Below are 17,342 nucleotides of genomic sequence, written 5' to 3'. Positions count from 1 at the left end.
GGTCATCGCCGCGGCGCCTCGATGTTACCTATGTCTCACTGTGCCCCGTTGCGTTCCCCGCTCCGAGGGGGGTGTCGTCGCTCGGGAGTGCGAGGCGCCAGGGCGGGCCGCGCCGCCGCGTGCAGGGAGGGCGGCGGCGCGGGCGGCGACGGCGGAGGACCGTCAGGCGACGGGCGTGTCGTCGAGCCCCGGGGCCTGCTCCGGGGCCGCCGCGCGCTGGAGCGCCCGGGCGTTGCGGGCCTCCGCGGCGCCCGCGAGCGCGGTGACGGCCGAGCGGAACCGCTCGATGGCCGGGGGTTCGTCGGGGCCGAGCAGGTACTGCTTCAGCTCCCGCCGCGCCTCGGCGAGCGGGTCGGAGGCGGGATCGGTGACGGCCCCGAGCAGCTGATCCAGTTCGACGGCGCTGTTCGACAGGACCACGCCGGCGCGCACGGCGGTGTTCTGGCGGGCGAACTCGGCCGGGCCGAGGCCCGCGGAGTCGGTCACGGCATAGGGCTTGCCGGTGGCGATGAAGTCGGACACCACGCTGGAGATGTCCGAGACCATGGCGTCGGACCGGTTGAAGCAGTCGTAGAGCCGGGGTTCGGTGACGACCCGGTGCTCCCACCAGCCGAAGGAGCGCCAGTAGGCGTCGTTCCACTGGTGCTCCAGGCGGGCGGTCTCCGCCGCGCACGGCGGGTCGGCCACCGCGTCGCGGGACTCCTCGGCCTCGTCGCGGCCGCCCGCGCGGATGCTCCCGGCGAGCTCGGCCAGGCGCGCCTCGACGCCCCGGAGCTCGGCGCGGGCGGCCTCCCGCTCGGCGGCGCTCCCGGCCGCCTCGCGGATCCACCGCGGTTCCCGGGCGCGTTCGGCGGCCGCCCGCTCGATCATCGCGAGGATCCGCCGGTGGGCGGCGGCGGCCCGTGGGTCGCGGGTGCCGGTGAAGGGGTGCGGCCGGTACAGCACGCGCACCGGCGAGGGCGAGTCCAGCAGCCGCCGCACGATGGCCTCGCCCGCGAGCATCAGCGAGGTGTTGCCCGGATTGTCGTCCCAGCCCTCCCAGGTGGGCGCGTAGAGCACGGTGGGGACGGAGCGGCGGGGGCCGCCCCGCCAGGGGCGGATGGGTGCCAGCTGCGGCCGGCCCACCTCGACGATGTCCTCGGCGCGCACGCCGACGTCGGCCAGTGCGTAGCGGTCGCGCCCGGCCCGGCCGGCGGTCCACACCTCGTCGTAGACCTTGCTGAACGGGTTGACGCTGGCGAGCTTGTCGCTGTCGCCGTGGCCGATGAAGACGTGCTTCATGGTCGGCACCCGCAGCATGTGGATGTTCTTGCCGACGTTGGCCGCGTACAGGGCCACCCGCACGGAGGTCAGGTCCAGGTTCATCAGGTGGACGCCGCCCGGCACGCACAGCACCGGGACGGAGGTGCGGGCGAGCTGGGGGACGAGGTTGCGCTCCCGCAGCACGATCAGGGGGCGGCCGCCGAGCTGCTCCAGGGTGTCCAGCCACATGTTGACCTGGTAGGCCGAGTCCTTGGAGCCGGAGAAGTAGAGCATCACGGTGGGCCGGTACCGGCGCAGCCAGGCGTCGACGCCCTCCAGCACCTTCTGCGGCGGGTCGGGCAGCCGGGAGGCGCGCAGCCGGGGCATCAGGGCGGCGAGGTAGGCGGTGGCGAGGGCCAGCGTCAGTCCGAGGCCCGCGTACGCGTAGGCGTCCTCCCCGGTCAGCAGGGCGGCGAGCACCCCGGCGAAGACGAAGACGTCGAGGTGGAGCATCTTCTGCCCGCTGCGGTGTATCAGGACCGGCGGCGGCGCGTCGGGGATGCGGATCCCGGACAGGTCGACGTTGCGCGTGACCACGGGCAGCCTGCGGCGCAGCCGCAGCAGGGTGACCATGGCCCCCTGGGGCGCCTGGAGGCCGTAGAAGGCGAGCAGGCAGGCGACGGTCGCATAGAAGACCGTGTCCTCGGCCCGCCCGACGCGGGCGAGCAGCAGGACCAGCAGGAGTTCGCGTACGAGGAATCTGATGGAAAGCCCGGCGCGGACCTTGCTGAGCCTGTTGATCAGATAACTGGACCGGTGGTGCAGAAACCAGTCGGCGGCATAGCTGATCGCAACGGCGAACGCGAAGAGCCAGACGCTCGGGATTATTGCCGCGAGCATGACGCTCGGGAAGGCGAGCGTCAGAAGAATCGCGGCGGCCAGCTCGGGCCCACTGCCCACGCGGGCCAGACGAATGGCTTTCGAGATCACGAGGAACCTGCTCCAGACGGTACCGTGTGCGCTTTTCTGAGAATTCCCTGGGAAGAAGCCGCGCGTGCCCGCCAAAGCACGGGGCCCCCGCAGCGTCCGCGGAGGCCCGGCGCGTCGACCCGGCGGCGGGCCTCAGCAGTCTTCATGGCGGTCGAGGACGGCGGCAAGGGCCTGTTCGAACCCGGAGGCCTCGCCGGCCCCGCGCGTCGGGTCCTGCTGGCGGACGTCGATCACATGACCGGTCAGCTCCGACAGCAGCACGTCCAGCGAGGTCCGTGCGACGGCCTCGGAGGAGAGCAGGGAGCCGGGGGGCTCGGCACCGAAGGCCCTGGTCCGCATCGGGGTGGCCGTCCGCTCCGGGTTCACGCAGTTCACCCGGATCCCGTCGGCCGCCCACTCGTCGGCGAGGGCCTGGGTGAGGTTGACCATGGCGGCCTTGGTCGAGGAGTACAGGCTGTACTCGGCGCGGCCGCGGGTGTAGCTGCTGGAGGTGTAGAGCAGCAGTTGGCCCCGGGTCTCGGCGAGGTACTTGTGCGCCGCGCGGGCGATCTGCACCGGGGCCAGGTAGTTGACGTCCAGCGCCTCCTGGATGGCGGCGGCGTCGGTCTCCGCGAGCTTGCCGATGCGCAGCACCCCGGCGGTGTTGATCACATGGTCGATCCGGCCGGTTTCCGCATAAGCCCTGGCCAGGGCCTCCTCCACGTGCTCGGGGTTCTCGACGTACGTGCCGGTGGTGGAGCGGCCCAGTGCGTACACCCGCGCGCCGTGGGACTCGGCGAGCGCCGCGATGTCCGCGCCGATCCCGTACGAGCCGCCGAAGACGACCAGGGTCCGGCCGTGCAGCAGCTCCCGGTAGGCGGCCTCGTCACCGGTGCCGGGGGCCGCGGTGGAGGCGAGCTGGAAGAGCTTGTCGGCGATGAAGACGTCGACGGGCTGGGTGACCTTCATGTTGTACTCGTCGCCCGCGACCACGTGGATGGGCACGTCCGGGAGGTACCGCAGGACCACCGAGCAGTCGTCGGTGGCCTGGAACTTCGGGTCCGAGGCCGCGATGCGGTAGGCCCGGCGGATCGTGGACAGCTTGAAGGCCTGCGGGGTCTGACCGCGCCGCAGCCGGGAGCGGTCCGGGACGTCGGTGATGAACTCGCCGTCCTCCCCGTGGGTGCGGGTGACGATGATGGTGTCCGCCGAGGGGATGGCCACGTCGACGGCCTGGTAGCGGTCGAGGGCGGCGACGCAGTCCTCGATCACGCGCTCGGAGAGCAGCGGCCGGACGGCGTCGTGGAACAGCACGTTGCGGTCCTCGCCCTCGGCCAGGCCCTCCCCCAGGGCGGCGATGGCGCGCTCGGTGGTCTCACTGCGGGTGGCGCCGCCCTCGATGACCGCGGAGACCTTGGCGAACCCCGCCTTGGCGATGATCTTCTCGACGTCCTCCACATAGCCCGGGGCCATCATCACCACGATGTCGTCGATGCACCCCGCACGCTCGAACACCGCCAGGGTGTGTTCGATGACGGCCTTTCCGGCGATCTTCAGCAGCTGCTTGGGAATGGACAGCCCCACACGCTGCCCGGTACCGCCGGCGAGGAGGACGGCCGTGTTTCGGGAAGTGACCAGATCTTGCACGGACGGCGGCACCAATCTCGTGGAGGCGGGGGAGCGAGCTGATGCTTGCATTTGTGTTTACCCTCCCGCAAGGCGTTGTCACTCCCCCGAAGATTCGAATAAAACCCCTACCTCCGAGTATTTCGAGGAAGGGCGTGACCGCATGGTGACGCTCGTGCGACGCCGGGCACCCACCACACCGGAATGAATCATTCCAGATCGAAACAAGAGATGGCTACATGTCCACCACGTTGAGTGCCAGATCGTTGGAGACCGTGTAATACACGTGCACGCGGACCTCCTTCACGGGCCTGCCGAGAAGCCGCTTCGCCCAGGCCCGCGCACGGCCGCCCTCCCGCCTCCTGGGCAGCACGGTCCGGGGGAAGACATAGACCTGCTTCTTCGCCACCACGTCGTCGAGGAGCCCCGCCATACGGATGCCGGGCCCCCCGGGAGCCCAGCGCACGTACAGGTCCCAGACGTCGTGGGGAGTGCTCTGGCGCGCGGCGGGCGCGGCCGAGGGGAACCGGAAGCGGAAGCCGTAGCGCCCCACCCGGGCACCCCGGAAGGCGAGCTCCTCCTCCGGCGCGCCGCGGCGGCGCAGCAGCAGCACGGGCCGGCCGGACGGCTCCGGCCCGCCGGCCCCGCCGAGCGCCCCGAAGAGGGCCCCCTCCACCGAGACCGCACCGCCGCCCGAGACACGGACCGAGGCGACCTCCGCGTGCACCGGCCGGTGCCAGGCCCGCAGCGCCAGGGCCCCGCCCCTGGCCTCGTCCTCGTAGGGCAGCAGGATCCGCACGCCCTCGCCCCCGAAGGGGCGCCGGGCGGCGTGCAGCGCACCGCGCTGGTCCACCACCCGGGCCGCCAGCCGGCGGCGGTATCCGCCGGGCAGCTCCGCATAGACGCTCCACACCCCCTCCGGCACGTCCTCCCCGGCCGGGACCCGGGCCGAGCCCGCCGCGTCGAAGGGGAAGGAGCGGACCTCGGTCCGGGCGCCGGTGCTGGCGCACAGCAGACGGGCCCCGGGGCCGAAGCCGGACGGCAGCGGGGCGAGGAGGTCGACCCGCAGGGAGCCGTCCTCGGCGACTGTGCAGTCGGCCGCGGGGGCGGCACCGCGCAGCGGCGCCCGCTCCCCGGCGCTCGCGGCGAGTTCGCCGAAGAGGGTCTCGTACTGCTTGGCGACCACCCCCGGGTCGAAGCGCCGTGCGTGGCGCAGGGCGGCGGCGCCCATGCCGCGCCGCAGGCCCTCGTCGTCGATCAGCCGCAGCAGCGCCCGGGCCACCGCCCCGGCGTCCCCCACGGGGACCAGCAGGCCGTCGACCCCGTCGCGCACGATCTCCCGGGGCCCGTAGTCGCAGTCGGTGCTCACCACCGGGACACCGCAGCGCATCGCCTCGACCAGGGTCATCCCGAAGGACTCGTGGCGGGAGGTGGAGACCGCGATGCAGCCCTTGGCCCACTCCGGTTCGATCGGCGAGCGCGGCCCCATCAGATGGACCGCGTTGTAGAGGCCGAGCGCGTCGATCTGCCGGCGCAGGTCCTCCCGCCGGTCGCCGGAGCCGTAGATGCGCAGGGTCCAGCCCGGCCGGGCGGCCGCCACCCGGGCGAACGCGTCGACCAGCACGTCGTACTGCTTCTCCGCGGACAGCCGCCCCGCCGCCACGACCGTCCTGCCGGTGCCGTCGGACGGGGGCACCACCGGCTCCGGCACACTGTTGGGGATGGCGAGCACCCGGGTGGCGGGCAGGGGCATCTTCTCCCGCCAGGCCCTCGCGTCCCCCTCGGAGACCGTGACGAAGGCGTCGACGGCGTCCAGGTGCTCGTACATCTCCTCCCGCAGCGCCGCCCTGTGGTGGTTGTGCGTCATGTGCTCCTGGCCGACGCGCACGGCGTCCGGCGGCGCGAACCGCGCCACGTAGGCGACCAGCCCGGGGCGGGTGCCGATCACGACGTCCGCGTCGGAGCCCGCGTAGTGCTCGCGGACGCGCTCGTCGGTCAGCCGGCTGTACTCCCGGTACCGCGCCTCCGCACGGGGGAAGACGCGGGCGGGCTCGGAGTACAGGGGGTCCGCCCGGTCCGCGCTGCCCTGGCGGGTGTCCACGAGGGGCACGACGCGCAGGCGGGGGTCGAGGGCGAAGGCCGCCTCGTCCCGGTGGCGGAGGACGGAGACGATCTCCACCTCGTGCCGGTCGGCCAGCTCCCCGGCGAGGTTCAGGGTGGTGCGGATCGTCCCGCCGATGCCGTAGACGGTGTGGATGAGGAAGGAGACCTTCATGGCGCTCAGCTCACTCCTGCCCGGGCGCGGGAAGCGTCCCGCACGTGTGCGCGGCGGGCGTGGCCTCGGCCTCCCCGGCGCCCGCACGACGGCCTCCCGGGCGTCGGCGGCCCCGGCGACCGCGCGCCCAGTATGCCCGAAAGGTCGCACCCTTCGGCTTCCCCGCCAGGCCCGTTCGGGTGAACGTACGCCGCCGCCCGCGCGACCGTGGACGGTGCGCGGGCGGCGGCGGAAGGGACGCCCCTCGGGCGTCGGAGGGAGGCGGCGCTCAGCCCCGGGGGCCGGGATGGCGCAGCCGCCACCCCTGCCAGGCGGACTCCACCATCCGCCGCACGTCGTGGCGGGCGGTCCATCCCAGCTCCCGGCGGATGAGGTCGGCCGAGGCCACCACCCTCGCCGGGTCGCCGGGGCGGCGGGGCGCGATCTCGGGCTCGGTGTCCACATGGCCGGTGACCTCGCAGATCAGCCGGATCATCTCGGCGACGGACACCCCCTCGCCGCGGCCGATGTTCAGCACCAGCTCGGCGGCGGGGTCCTCGGCGAGCCGGCCGGCCGCCGCCAGATGGGCGGAGGCGATGTCCTCGACATGGATGTAGTCGCGCACACAGGTGCCGTCGGGGGTGGCGTAGTCGTCGCCGAAGACGAGCGGCCGCTCACCCCCGTCCAGCCGCTCGAAGACCATGGGCACCAGGTTGGAGACCCCCGGGTCGCCCAGCTCCGGGGACACGGCTCCGGCCACGTTGAAGTAGCGGAGCGAGGCGGTCGCCATGCCGTGGGCGCGGCCCGTCGCCCGCACCAGCCACTCGCCCGCGCGCTTGGTCTCGCCGTACGGACTCATCGGGAGGCACTCGGTGCTCTCCGTCACCAGGTCGACATCGGGCATGCCGTAGACCGCGGCGGAGGACGAGAACAGGAAGCGGCGCACCCCGGCATCCGCGGCCGCCTCCAGCAGGGTCTGGAGACCGGTGACGTTCTCCCGGTAGTAGTGGAGCGGACGCTCCACGGACTCGCCGACCTGCTTCTTGCCGGCCACATGGACGATCCCGTCCACCGCGTGGTCGCGCAGCACCCGCGCCACCAGCTCCCCGTCCAGCACCGAACCGCGCTCCAGGGGAACGCCGGCGGGGAGCCGCGCCGGGTCGCCGGTGCTCAGGTCGTCGAGGACGACCACGCGCTCCCCGGCGTCGGCCATGGCCTTCACCACGTGCGAACCGATGTAGCCGGCACCGCCGGTGATCATCCACGTCATCGGGTCATTCTAGGAGGAGCCCGACCGGCCCGGGGCGGGGTGGGGGAAGCCACCGCGCTCTCCGGTGTCCTCCGGGGCCGGCGGCGAGCTGCGCGGAGGACCCGCCGAGCGCCTCCCCCGCACACCGGGCCCGGAACGCCGCAGTGCTCAGAAGGGCTCGAAGCCCTCGAACTCCCGCTGCGCCTCGTCGCGCTCCGCATCCCGGTCCCGGCGCCGCTGCGCCGCGGGCCGGGGGGCGTCGAAGCGGTGGTCCTCGCCCCGGCGGCCGAGCATCTCGGCCCCGGTCAGCATGGTCGGCTCCCAGTCGAAGACGACCGCGTCGTCCTCGGGGCCGATGGCGACGCCGTCGCCCGCCCGGGCGCCGGCCTTCATCAGCTCCTCCTCCACACCGAGCCGGGCGAGCCGGTCCGCGAGGTAGCCGACGGCCTCGTCGTTGTTGAAATCGGTCTGGCGGACCCAGCGCTCCGGCTTCTCGCCCCGGACCCGGTACAGGCCCTCGGCCTCGGCGGTGACCGTGAACCCGGCGTCGTCCACGGCCTTCGGCCGGATCACGATGCGGGTGGCCTCCTCGACGGGCTTGGCGGCACGTGCCTCGGCGACGATCTCGGCCAGCGCGAAGGACAGCTCCTTGAGCCCGTTGCGGGCCACCGCGGAGACGTCGATCACCCGGTAGCCGCGCTGCTCCAGGTCGGGGCGGATCAGGTCGGCGAGGTCCTGGCCGTCGGGGATGTCGACCTTGTTGAGGACGACGAGGCGCGGGCGGTCGTCGAGGCCGCCGTACTCGCGCAGTTCGGCCTCGATGGCGTCGAGGTCGGAGACGGGGTCGCGGTCGGACTCCAGGGTCGCCGTGTCGAGCACGTGCACGAGGACCGAGCAGCGCTCGACATGGCGCAGGAACTCCAGGCCCAGGCCGCGTCCCTGGCTGGCACCGGGGATGAGCCCCGGCACGTCGGCGATGGTGTAGACGGTCGACCCGGCGGTGACGACGCCCAGGTTCGGCACGAGGGTGGTGAAGGGGTAGTCCGCGATCTTCGGCTTGGCGGCGCTGAGCACCGAGATCAGCGAGGACTTGCCGGCACTCGGGTACCCCACCAGGGCCACGTCGGCGACGGTCTTCAGCTCCAGCACCACGTCGCCCGCCCGGCCGGGCTCGCCGAGCAGGGCGAAGCCGGGGGCCTTGCGCCGGGCCGAGGCGAGGGCGGCGTTGCCGAGACCGCCGCGACCGCCCTCGGCGGCGATGTAGGTGGTGCCCTGGCCGACCATGTCGGCCAGCACGTTGCCCCGCTTGTCCAGCACGACGGTGCCGTCGGGCACGGCCAGGACCAGGTCCTGGCCGTCCTTGCCGGAGCGGTTGCCGCCTTCGCCGGGCTTGCCGTTGGTCGCCTTGCGGTGGGGGCTGTGGTGGTAGTCGAGGAGGGTGGTGACCGACTGGTCCACGACCAGGATCACGTCCCCGCCGCGTCCGCCGTTCCCGCCGTCGGGCCCGCCGAGCGGCTTGAACTTCTCCCGGTGCACGGAGGCGCAGCCGTGGCCTCCGCTACCCGCGGCGACATGCAGCTCGACGCGGTCCACGAAGGTGGTCATGGGTGGTGCCTCCAGTGAGAACGATGGGTACTGCGCGACTGCGGATGGGACCGAGGGGTCCGTCTGTCTCTCTGTCTCTCAACACGCGAAAGGCGGACCCGCTTCCCTGCCGGGAAGTGAGGTCCGCCCCTCGTGGAGAACCGGTCAGGCGACCGGAACGATGTTCACGACCTTGCGGCCACGGGAGGTGCCGAACTCCACGGCACCGGGCAGGAGCGCGAACAGGGTGTCGTCGCCGCCACGGCCCACGCCCGCACCGGGGTGGAAGTGGGTGCCACGCTGACGGACCAGGATCTCACCGGCGCTGACGACCTGGCCGCCGAAGCGCTTCACGCCGAGCCGCTGAGCGTTGGAGTCGCGACCGTTCCGGGTGGACGATGCGCCCTTCTTGTGTGCCATCTCTCCTCAGTCCCTTACTTCGCAGCCGCGGGGATGCCGGTGACCTTGATCGCCGTGTACTGCTGACGGTGACCCTGGCGGCGGCGGTAGCCGGTCTTGTTCTTGTAGCGAAGGATGTCGATCTTCGCGCCCTTGTGGTGGTCCACGACCTCGGCCGTGACCTTGATACCGGCCAGCACCCACGGGTCGCTGGTCACGGCGTCGCCGTCGACAACGAGCAGGGTCGAGAGCTCGACCGTGTCGCCAACCTGGGCGGTGGAAATCTTGTCAACCTCAACGATGTCGCCGACAGCAACCTTGTGCTGGCGACCACCGCTGCGCACGATGGCGTACACGCGGATCTCTCTCTCGCTCGGAACGGAACCCCTGATGCCAGCCGCCCACACGGGCCGGGGCCCGATGATCCGGATGCGGACGAGCGGCCTCTCCCGGCCGAGCCGGGAGGGAGATGCTCAGGAGTGGACGTGTACAGGAAACACGCCGAGGGTCAAGGTTACGGACCGGCCTGCCGCCGGTCAAACCGGGTGCCGGGCCCGCCGTCGGGGGCGCTCCCGCGGGGGAACCGGAGGGCACGCCCGCCGCGGAGTGCGGCCCGGCCCGGGGACGCCGGTCAGGGAACGCCGGTCAGGGGACGCCGGCCGGGGCGGGGCCCCGCCCCGGCCTGCGCACGACGCACAGCCGTGCGGCCCGGCCCCGGTGACGGGGCCGGGCCGCACTCGGCGCCGCAGAAGCGGCCCGGTCACTCCTCGGACGCGCTGACCGACACCTCACCGGAAGGCGCCTGCGCGGCCGCCACCGTCTTCTTGGCGGCCTTCTTGGCGGTCGTCTTCTTCGCCGCCGCCTTCTTGGCCGTCGCCGCGGTCTTCTTCGCGGCGGTCTTCTTCGCGGTCGTCTTCGTGGCCGCGGCCTTCTTGGCGGTCGTCTTCTTCGCCGTCTTCCGCGCGGTCTTCTTGGCCGCGGGCGCGGCCTCCTCCGCCTCGGACCCGGACGCCGCTCCCTCGGGGGCGGGCTCGCCCTCCGCCCGGGGCGCGGACGAGACGACCACCACGGCTGCCTCCTCGCCGCCCGCGGGCGCACCCGCCGGGGCCGTGGCCTTGCGGGTCACACGGCGCCGGGCACGGACCGGAGCGGCGGGCGGCTCCTCCGCCGCGGGGGCTTCCGGTGCCGGGGACTCGGGATCCGCCGGGGACTCCGGCTCGGCAGGGGACTCCGGCTCCGCGACCGGCTCCACGACGGTCGTCTCCGACGGCGCGGGAGCGGCCGCGGGAGCGGACACGCTGCGCGTCGCCCTGCGGCGCCCGCGGCCCTTGGGGGCCGCCTCCTCGGCGGCCGGGGCCACCGGTTCCGGCGCGGGCGCCGCGACAGGCTCCTCCACCGGCGCCGGGGCAGCCTCGGCGACCGGCTCCGGGGCGCCCTCCGCCTTCGGCGCACCCGCCGGGGCCGTCGCCTTGCGGGTGGCCCGCCGGCGACCGCGCCCGCGGGAGGCAGCCGCCTCCGCCTCGGCCACGCTGCTGTAGAGCTCCTCGTCGGGACCGAACGCGGGCTCGGCGAGCGCCACCGGGGCGGCCGCCTCCGCGGCGACCTCCTCAGCGGTCTCGGCAGGCGCCCCGGCCGCGGTCTCCTGCTCATGGACGTGCTCGTGGTGCTCCGGGGCACCGCCGCGGCCGCGCTTCTTCGCGCGCTTGCCGCCGCCACCGCCACCGCTGCCGGCGGGCTGCTCCATGTGGACGATCACACCGCGCCCGTTGCAGTGGACACAGGTCTCGGAGAACGACTCCAGCAGCCCCTGGCCCACCCGCTTGCGGGTCATCTGCACCAGGCCCAGCGAGGTCACCTCGGCCACCTGGTGCTTGGTCCGGTCGCGGCCCAGGCACTCCAGCAGACGCCGCATCACCAGGTCGCGGTTGGACTCCAGAACCATGTCGATGAAGTCGACCACCACGATGCCTCCGAGGTCGCGCAGGCGCAGCTGGCGCACGATCTCCTCGGCCGCCTCCAGGTTGTTCCTGGTGACGGTCTCCTCCAGGTTGCCGCCCTGGCCGGTGAACTTCCCGGTGTTGACGTCGACGACCACCATGGCCTCGGTCTTGTCGATCACCAGGGAACCGCCGCTGGGCAGCCAGACCTTGCGGTCCAGCGCCTTCATCAGCTGCTCGTCGATCCGGTGGACGGCGAAGACGTCGCTCTCGCTGGTCCACCGCTGGAGGCGGTCGGCCAGGTCCGGGGCCACGTGCGAGACATAGCCGTGGATCGTCTCCCACGCCTCGTCGCCGCTGACGACGACCTTGGAGAAGTCCTCGTTGAAGATGTCACGGACGACCCGGACGGTCATGTCCGGCTCGCCGTAGAGCAGCGTGGGCGCGTTGCCGCTCTTGGCCTTCTTGCGGATGTCCTCCCACTGCGACTGGAGCCGCTCGACGTCACGGCGCAGCTCGTCCTCGCTGGCGCCCTCCGCGGCGGTGCGCACGATGACGCCCGCGTCCTCGGGGACGATCTTCTTGAGGATCGTCTTCAGCCGGGCGCGCTCGGTGTCGGGCAGCTTGCGGCTGATGCCCGTCATCGACCCCTCGGGCACATAGACCAGGTAGCGGCCGGGCAGGGAGACCTGGCTGGTCAGCCGCGCGCCCTTGTGCCCGATCGGGTCCTTGGTGACCTGGACGAGCACGGACTGGCCCGACTTGAGCGCGGCCTCGATCCGGCGCGGCCCGTTGGCCATGCCCAGGGCCTCGAAGTTGACCTCGCCCGCGTACAGGACCGCGTTGCGGCCCTTGCCGATGTCGACGAAGGCGGCCTCCATGGACGGCAGGACGTTCTGGACCTTGCCCAGGTAGACGTTGCCGACGTAGCTGGTGGCCTGCTCCTTGTTCACGTAGTGCTCGACGAGGACACCGTCCTCCATCACACCGATCTGGGTCCGCTCGCCGCTCTGGCGGACGACCATGACCCGCTCGACGGCCTCACGGCGCGCCAGGAACTCCGCCTCGGTGATGATCGGCACCCGGCGGCGGCCCTGCTCGCGGCCCTCGCGGCGGCGCTGCTTCTTCGCCTCCAGCCGGGTCGAGCCCTTGATCGACTGGACCTCGTCGCTCGGCTCGTCCTTCTTGCGCGGCTCGCGCACCTTGACGACCGTGCGCTCCGGGTCGTCGGAGGTGCCGTCGGCCTCCGCGGCGTCACCGCTGCGGCGGCGACGACGGCGGCGACGACGGCTGCCGGAGGTACCGGCGGCCGACGGCGTGGCGTCACCGGACTCCTCGCCCTCGTCCTCCTCGCCGTCCTCCTGGGAGTCCTCGACGGCCTCCTCCTCGGACGAGGTCTCGGCGGCCTCCTCGGCCTCGGCCTCCCCGCCGCGGCGGCGGCGGCGTCCGCCACGGCGACGGCGGCGGGACGGGCGGTCCTCGTAGTCGTCGCCCTCGTCACCCGCGGTGGCCTCGGCCTCCGCCTCGGCCTCGTTCCCGGGCTCCTCCTCGGCGGACCCGGCGACAGCAGCAGGGGCCTCGACCTGCTCCGCCGGCTCCCCCCGGCGGCGGCGACGGCGACGGCCGGGCTGCTCGGCGGCGGGCGCCTCGGCGACCGGCTGCTCCTCCGGCTCCTCCTCCTGCTGCACGGCGGCGGCAGCGGCGGCAGCGGCCGTCTCGGGGGTCTGGAACATCGGCTCGGCGAAGACCGGGGCCTGGAAGGTCGGCACGGCGGGCCGCGCGGCACGACGCCCGCGGGACTGCGCGGGGGCTGCCTCGCCGGACTGGGCGGTGAACTCGGGCGAGGCGGCGCGACGGCGCGCACGGCCCCGGGTCGCGGCCTTCTCCGCCGCCTGCACCTCGGCCTCCTCGGAGGCGATCTGCTCCACGGCGCTCTCCGGGAGGGCCTCACCGGTCTCCGCGGCGGACTCCACCGCCTCGGCCGGAGCGGCAGCGGCCTGCTTGCGCACCGCACGGCGACGCGCACGCGGCGCGGGCGCCTCCTCCACATCGGCCCCGGCCGTCTCGGCGGCCTCCACCGGCGCGACCGGCTCCTCCGCCTTCGGCGCACCCGCCGGAGCGGACGCACGGCGCCGTGCACGGCGCGGCGCGGCAGGCTCCTCCACCGCGGCCGGCTCCTCGGCGGTCTCTTCGGCGGCCTCCTCGGCGGCCTCCGCCACCGGCTCCTCCGCCTTCGGCGCACCCGCCGGAGCGGTGACCTTGCGGGTGGCCCGGCGCCGCGTACGCGGGGCGGGCGCCTCCTCCGCGACGGATTCCGCACCCGCCTCCGGGGCGGGCTCCTCACCGGTCTCCACGGCGGACTCCGCCACCTCGGCCGGAGCGGCGGCGGCCTGCTTGCGCACCGCACGGCGACGCGCACGCGGCGCGGGCGCCTCCTCCACATCGGCCCCTGCCGTCTCGGCGGCCTCCACCGGCGCGACCGGCTCCTCCGCCTTCGGCGCACCCGCCGGAGCGGTGGCCTTGCGGGTGGCCCGGCGCCGCGTACGCGGGGCGGGCGCCTCCTCCGGGGCCGGACCGGCCTCCGGGGCGGGCTCGGGCCGCGGCTCCGACGCCGTGCCGGCTGCCTCGGCCGCCCCCGCGGGCGGGCCCGCCGGGCGCGAGGCGGCCCTGCGGCGGCGGCGCGGCGGCAGGGTGTCGCTGGGACTGGCGCTGTCTTCGTACTGTGCGGATCCGGCGGTGCCGGACTCGTTCGGCTGTTCGAGCATGCGGGCGTTTCTCCCGTCGCGCTCCCGGGCGCCGCGCCTGGTCCGGTCCGGTGCGGTCCCGCGCACGGTGCGCGGTGCCGCCGTCCGGGGCGCGGGCGCCGCACGGGAGCTGATGTCTGGCTCGCCGGTTCCGTACGCCTTGTGCGCACGGCCTGGCGAAAGTCTCCTGTGTCCTCGCGCGGCCCGACCCAGGTGGCTCCCGAGTGCCAGAGCCGCGCTTCGACGACCGTCCCTACGCGGCGGGACCTTCCGGCGCCGTCGCTGAGGCGGTCCCGGCGGCCGTGGATGGAGCGGCCGGAGCTGCCTCGCGGTCGGGCGCGAGCGGGTCGGTCACCGTGCCGGACTCCTCGTCGAAGAGCCCCTGCGCCAGCCTGGTCACCGCTGCGGGGACCGGCGGCGCCAGGTCGGCCACAGCTCGGAGACCGGACAGGACGTCGTCGGGTCGCACGGCGGGTGTCGCGTGCCGAACGACCAGCCGCAGTATCGCACAAGGCCCGTCCACCGGCCTATCAGCCTGGGGACGAGCCGCGTCGAGCGCGGCCACGGCACCGCGGGCGTCGAAGGTCCGCATGCCGTTCTTCGTCTTCCGCCGGACCTCGACGGTCTCGGCGGCGAGGAAGGCGGCCACGGCCTTCTCGGCCTCCTCCAGCGGGACACCGTCCAGCCGCAGCTCCCACACCGAGGCGGTCAGCCGGTCGGCCAGTCCCGGGGTGCGGGCCTCCACGGCGTCGGTGACGTCCAGTCCGGACGGAAGTGACTCGTCGAGCAGGACACGGAGGGCACCGGGATCCCGGTGCTCGGTGAGCGCGATCTCCAGGTACTCGGCCTCGCTGCCCGTGCCGGTGGGAGCGGCATTGGCGTACGACACCTTCGGATGCGGGGTGAAGCCCGCCGAGTACGCCATGGGCACCTCGGCGCGCCGCAGCGCACGCTCGAAGGCGCGCTGGAAGTCACGGTGGCTGGTGAACCGGAGGCGGCCGCGCTTGGTGTAGCACAAGCGGATGCGCTGCACCGCAGGTGCAGGCGGCGGACCTTCGGGCTGTCGCTTGCCCAGGGGTTCTTCTCCTCGGTGCGGGGCGGACGCGTGAACGCACCGCCCACGGCGTGCGGGGCTCCCTCGGGGGCCGGCCGGCTCACCCCCGCTCGCGCAGGGAGATCTCGGTGCCGGCCACCGCGCCGGGAACGGTCTGTGGTGTTGTCTCCCCCCAGATTACGCGCCCGGCACGGCACACCGGGCACGGGCTCGACCGCGGCGGCCACGCGTCCGCACCCGGGAGGAGCCTGCCCGTGCTCCCGCGCACCGCGCCCCGAAGGGGCCGGCGCGGTCCGCCCGGCCGAGGCCGGGTGGGCCCCGGCCCTCCCCCTGACGGCACAGCCGCCGGCCGCGGCTACTTCTTGACCGTGAGCGGGAGCAGCTTCTTGCCCGTGGGGCCGATTTGAATGGCCGTGTCCATCTGAGGGCACACCCCGCAGTCGAAGCACGGCGTCCAGCGGCAGTCCTCGACCTCGGTCTCGTCCAGGGCGTCCTGCCAGTCCTCCCAGAGCCAGTCCTTGTCGAGGCCGGAGTCCAGGTGGTCCCAGGGCAGGACCTCCTCGTAGGTGCGCTCGCGGGTCGTGTACCAGTCGATGTCGATGCCGAACTCCGGCAGTGCCTTGCCCGCGCAGCTCATCCACCGGTCGTACGAGAAGTGCTCGCGCCAGCCGTCGAAGCGGCCGCCGTCCTCGTACACGGCCCGGATGACGGCGCCGACGCGGCGGTCGCCGCGGGAGAGCAGCCCCTCGACGATGCCGGGCTTGCCGTCGTGGTAGCGGAAGCCGATCGAGCGGCCGTACTTCTTGTCGCCGCGGATCCGGTCGCGCAGCTTCTCCAGGCGCGCGTCCGTCCCTTCCGCCGAGAGCTGCGGCGCCCACTGGAAGGGGGTGTGGGGCTTGGGCACGAACCCGCCGATGGACACCGTGCAGCGGATGTCGTTGGAGCCGGAGACCTCGCGGCCCTTCTGGATCACGTTCATCGCCATGTCGGCGATCTGCAGGACGTCCTCGTCGGTCTCGGTGGGAAGGCCGCACATGAAGTACAGCTTCACCTGGCGCCAGCCGTTGCCGTAGGCGGTGGCGACCGTGCGGATCAGGTCCTCCTCGGAGACCATCTTGTTGATGACCTTGCGCATCCGCTCGGAGCCGCCCTCGGGGGCGAAGGTCAGGCCCGAGCGGCGGCCGTTGCGGGTGAGTTCGTTGGCCAGGTCCACGTTGAAGGCGTCGACCCGGGTCGAGGGGAGGGACAGGCCGATCTTGTCCTCCTCGTAGCGGTCCGCCAGGCCCTTGGCGACCTCGCCGATCTCGGAGTGGTCGGCGGAGGACAGCGAGAGCAGGCCGACCTCCTCGAAGCCGGTCGCCTTCAGGCCCTTGTCCACCATCTCGCCGATGCCGGTGATGCTCCGTTCCCGCACGGGGCGCGTGATCATGCCGGCCTGGCAGAAGCGGCAGCCGCGGGTGCAGCCGCGGAAGATCTCGACGGACATCCGCTCGTGGACGGTCTCGGCGAGGGGGACGAGGGGCTGCTTGGGGTAGGGCCACTCGTCGAGGTCCATCACCGTGTGCTTGGAGACGCGCCACGGCACACCCGAGCGGTTGGGGACCACGCGGCCGATGCGGCCGTCGGGCAGGTACTCCACGTCGTAGAAGGCGGGGATGTACACGTTGCCGGTCCTGGCGAGGCGGAAGAGGACCTCCTCGCGGCCTCCGGGCCGCCCTTCGGCCTTCCAGGCACGGATGATCTCGGTCATGTCGAGCACGGCCTGCTCGCCGTCGCCGATGATCGCCGCGTCGATGAAGTCGGCGATGGGCTCGGGGTTGAAGGCGGCGTGTCCGCCGGCGAGCACGATCGGGTCGTCGAGGGTGCGGTCCTTCGACTCCAGCGGGATGCCGGCCAGGTCGAGGGCGGTGAGCATGTTGGTGTAGCCGAGTTCCGTGGAGAAGCTCAGGCCGAGGACGTCGAAGGCCCGCACGGGGCGGTGCGAGTCCACGGTGAACTGCGGCACCCGGTGCTCGCGCATCAGCTCCTCGAGGTCCGGCCAGACGCTGTAGGTGCGCTCGGCGAGGACGCCGTCGCGCTCGTTCAGCACCTCGTAGAGGATCATGACGCCCTGGTTGGGCAGCCCGACCTCGTAGGCGTCGGGGTACATGAGGGCCCAGCGGACGTCGCAGGACTCCCACGGCTTGACGGTGGAGTTCAGCTCACCGCCGACGTACTGAATGGGCTTCTGCACATGCGGGAGCAGAGCTTCGAGCTGTGGGAAGACCGACTCGGCAGACATCAG

General features: G+C 73.4%; 10 protein-coding genes. All 10 read right to left on the bottom strand.

Going from position 1 to position 17,342, the window contains the following annotated elements; all coding sequences use genetic code 11:
* Positions 1–162 precede the first annotated feature (162 nt).
* Entirely contained in the window at positions 163–2,232 is a 2,070-nt protein-coding gene (locus tag ACGF15_RS24275; protein ID WP_362610241.1) for a hypothetical protein, read from the bottom strand.
* Positions 2,233–2,364: 132 nt separating this feature from the next.
* Positions 2,365–3,909, bottom strand: coding sequence for an SDR family NAD(P)-dependent oxidoreductase (locus ACGF15_RS24270; RefSeq protein WP_392801886.1), 1,545 nt, complete (start codon positions 3,907–3,909; stop codon positions 2,365–2,367).
* A gap of 163 nt (positions 3,910–4,072) precedes the next feature.
* Complete coding sequence (locus ACGF15_RS24265) at positions 4,073–6,112, bottom strand: glycosyltransferase family 4 protein (RefSeq protein ID WP_392801883.1); 2,040 nt, start codon at positions 6,110–6,112, stop codon at positions 4,073–4,075.
* Positions 6,113–6,380: 268 nt separating this feature from the next.
* Positions 6,381–7,361, bottom strand: coding sequence for a UDP-glucose 4-epimerase GalE (gene galE / locus ACGF15_RS24260; protein WP_392801880.1), 981 nt, complete (start codon positions 7,359–7,361; stop codon positions 6,381–6,383).
* 147 nt (positions 7,362–7,508) lie between these two features.
* Entirely contained in the window at positions 7,509–8,945 is a 1,437-nt protein-coding gene (gene obgE, locus ACGF15_RS24255) for a GTPase ObgE (RefSeq protein ID WP_345610665.1), read from the bottom strand.
* A 144-nt stretch (positions 8,946–9,089) separates the two neighbouring features.
* Positions 9,090–9,344, bottom strand: coding sequence for a 50S ribosomal protein L27 (gene rpmA / locus ACGF15_RS24250; RefSeq protein WP_164333991.1), 255 nt, complete (start codon positions 9,342–9,344; stop codon positions 9,090–9,092).
* Positions 9,345–9,358: 14 nt separating this feature from the next.
* On the bottom strand, positions 9,359–9,679 hold the full coding sequence (gene rplU / locus ACGF15_RS24245) for a 50S ribosomal protein L21 (protein ID WP_147986440.1): 321 nt from the start codon (positions 9,677–9,679) through the stop codon (positions 9,359–9,361).
* A gap of 404 nt (positions 9,680–10,083) precedes the next feature.
* On the bottom strand, positions 10,084–14,025 hold the full coding sequence (locus ACGF15_RS24240) for a ribonuclease E/G (protein ID WP_392801874.1): 3,942 nt from the start codon (positions 14,023–14,025) through the stop codon (positions 10,084–10,086).
* Between the two features lie 232 nt (positions 14,026–14,257).
* A complete protein-coding gene (locus ACGF15_RS24235) occupies positions 14,258–15,037 on the bottom strand; it encodes a TIGR03936 family radical SAM-associated protein (RefSeq protein WP_345610679.1) in 780 nt (259 codons plus the stop codon).
* 376 nt (positions 15,038–15,413) lie between these two features.
* The gene (locus ACGF15_RS24230) at positions 15,414–17,339 is read right to left on the bottom strand and encodes a TIGR03960 family B12-binding radical SAM protein (protein ID WP_362611409.1); all 1,926 of its coding nucleotides are present in this window, start codon (positions 17,337–17,339) and stop codon (positions 15,414–15,416) included.
* Positions 17,340–17,342: the final 3 nt, after the last annotated feature.

Origin of the sequence: Streptomyces sp. NPDC048001 (genome assembly GCF_043203115.1) — a bacterium.
GTDB lineage: Bacteria > Actinomycetota > Actinomycetes > Streptomycetales > Streptomycetaceae > Streptomyces > Streptomyces sanyensis.
This window is presented reverse-complemented; position numbering and strand designations above follow the sequence as displayed.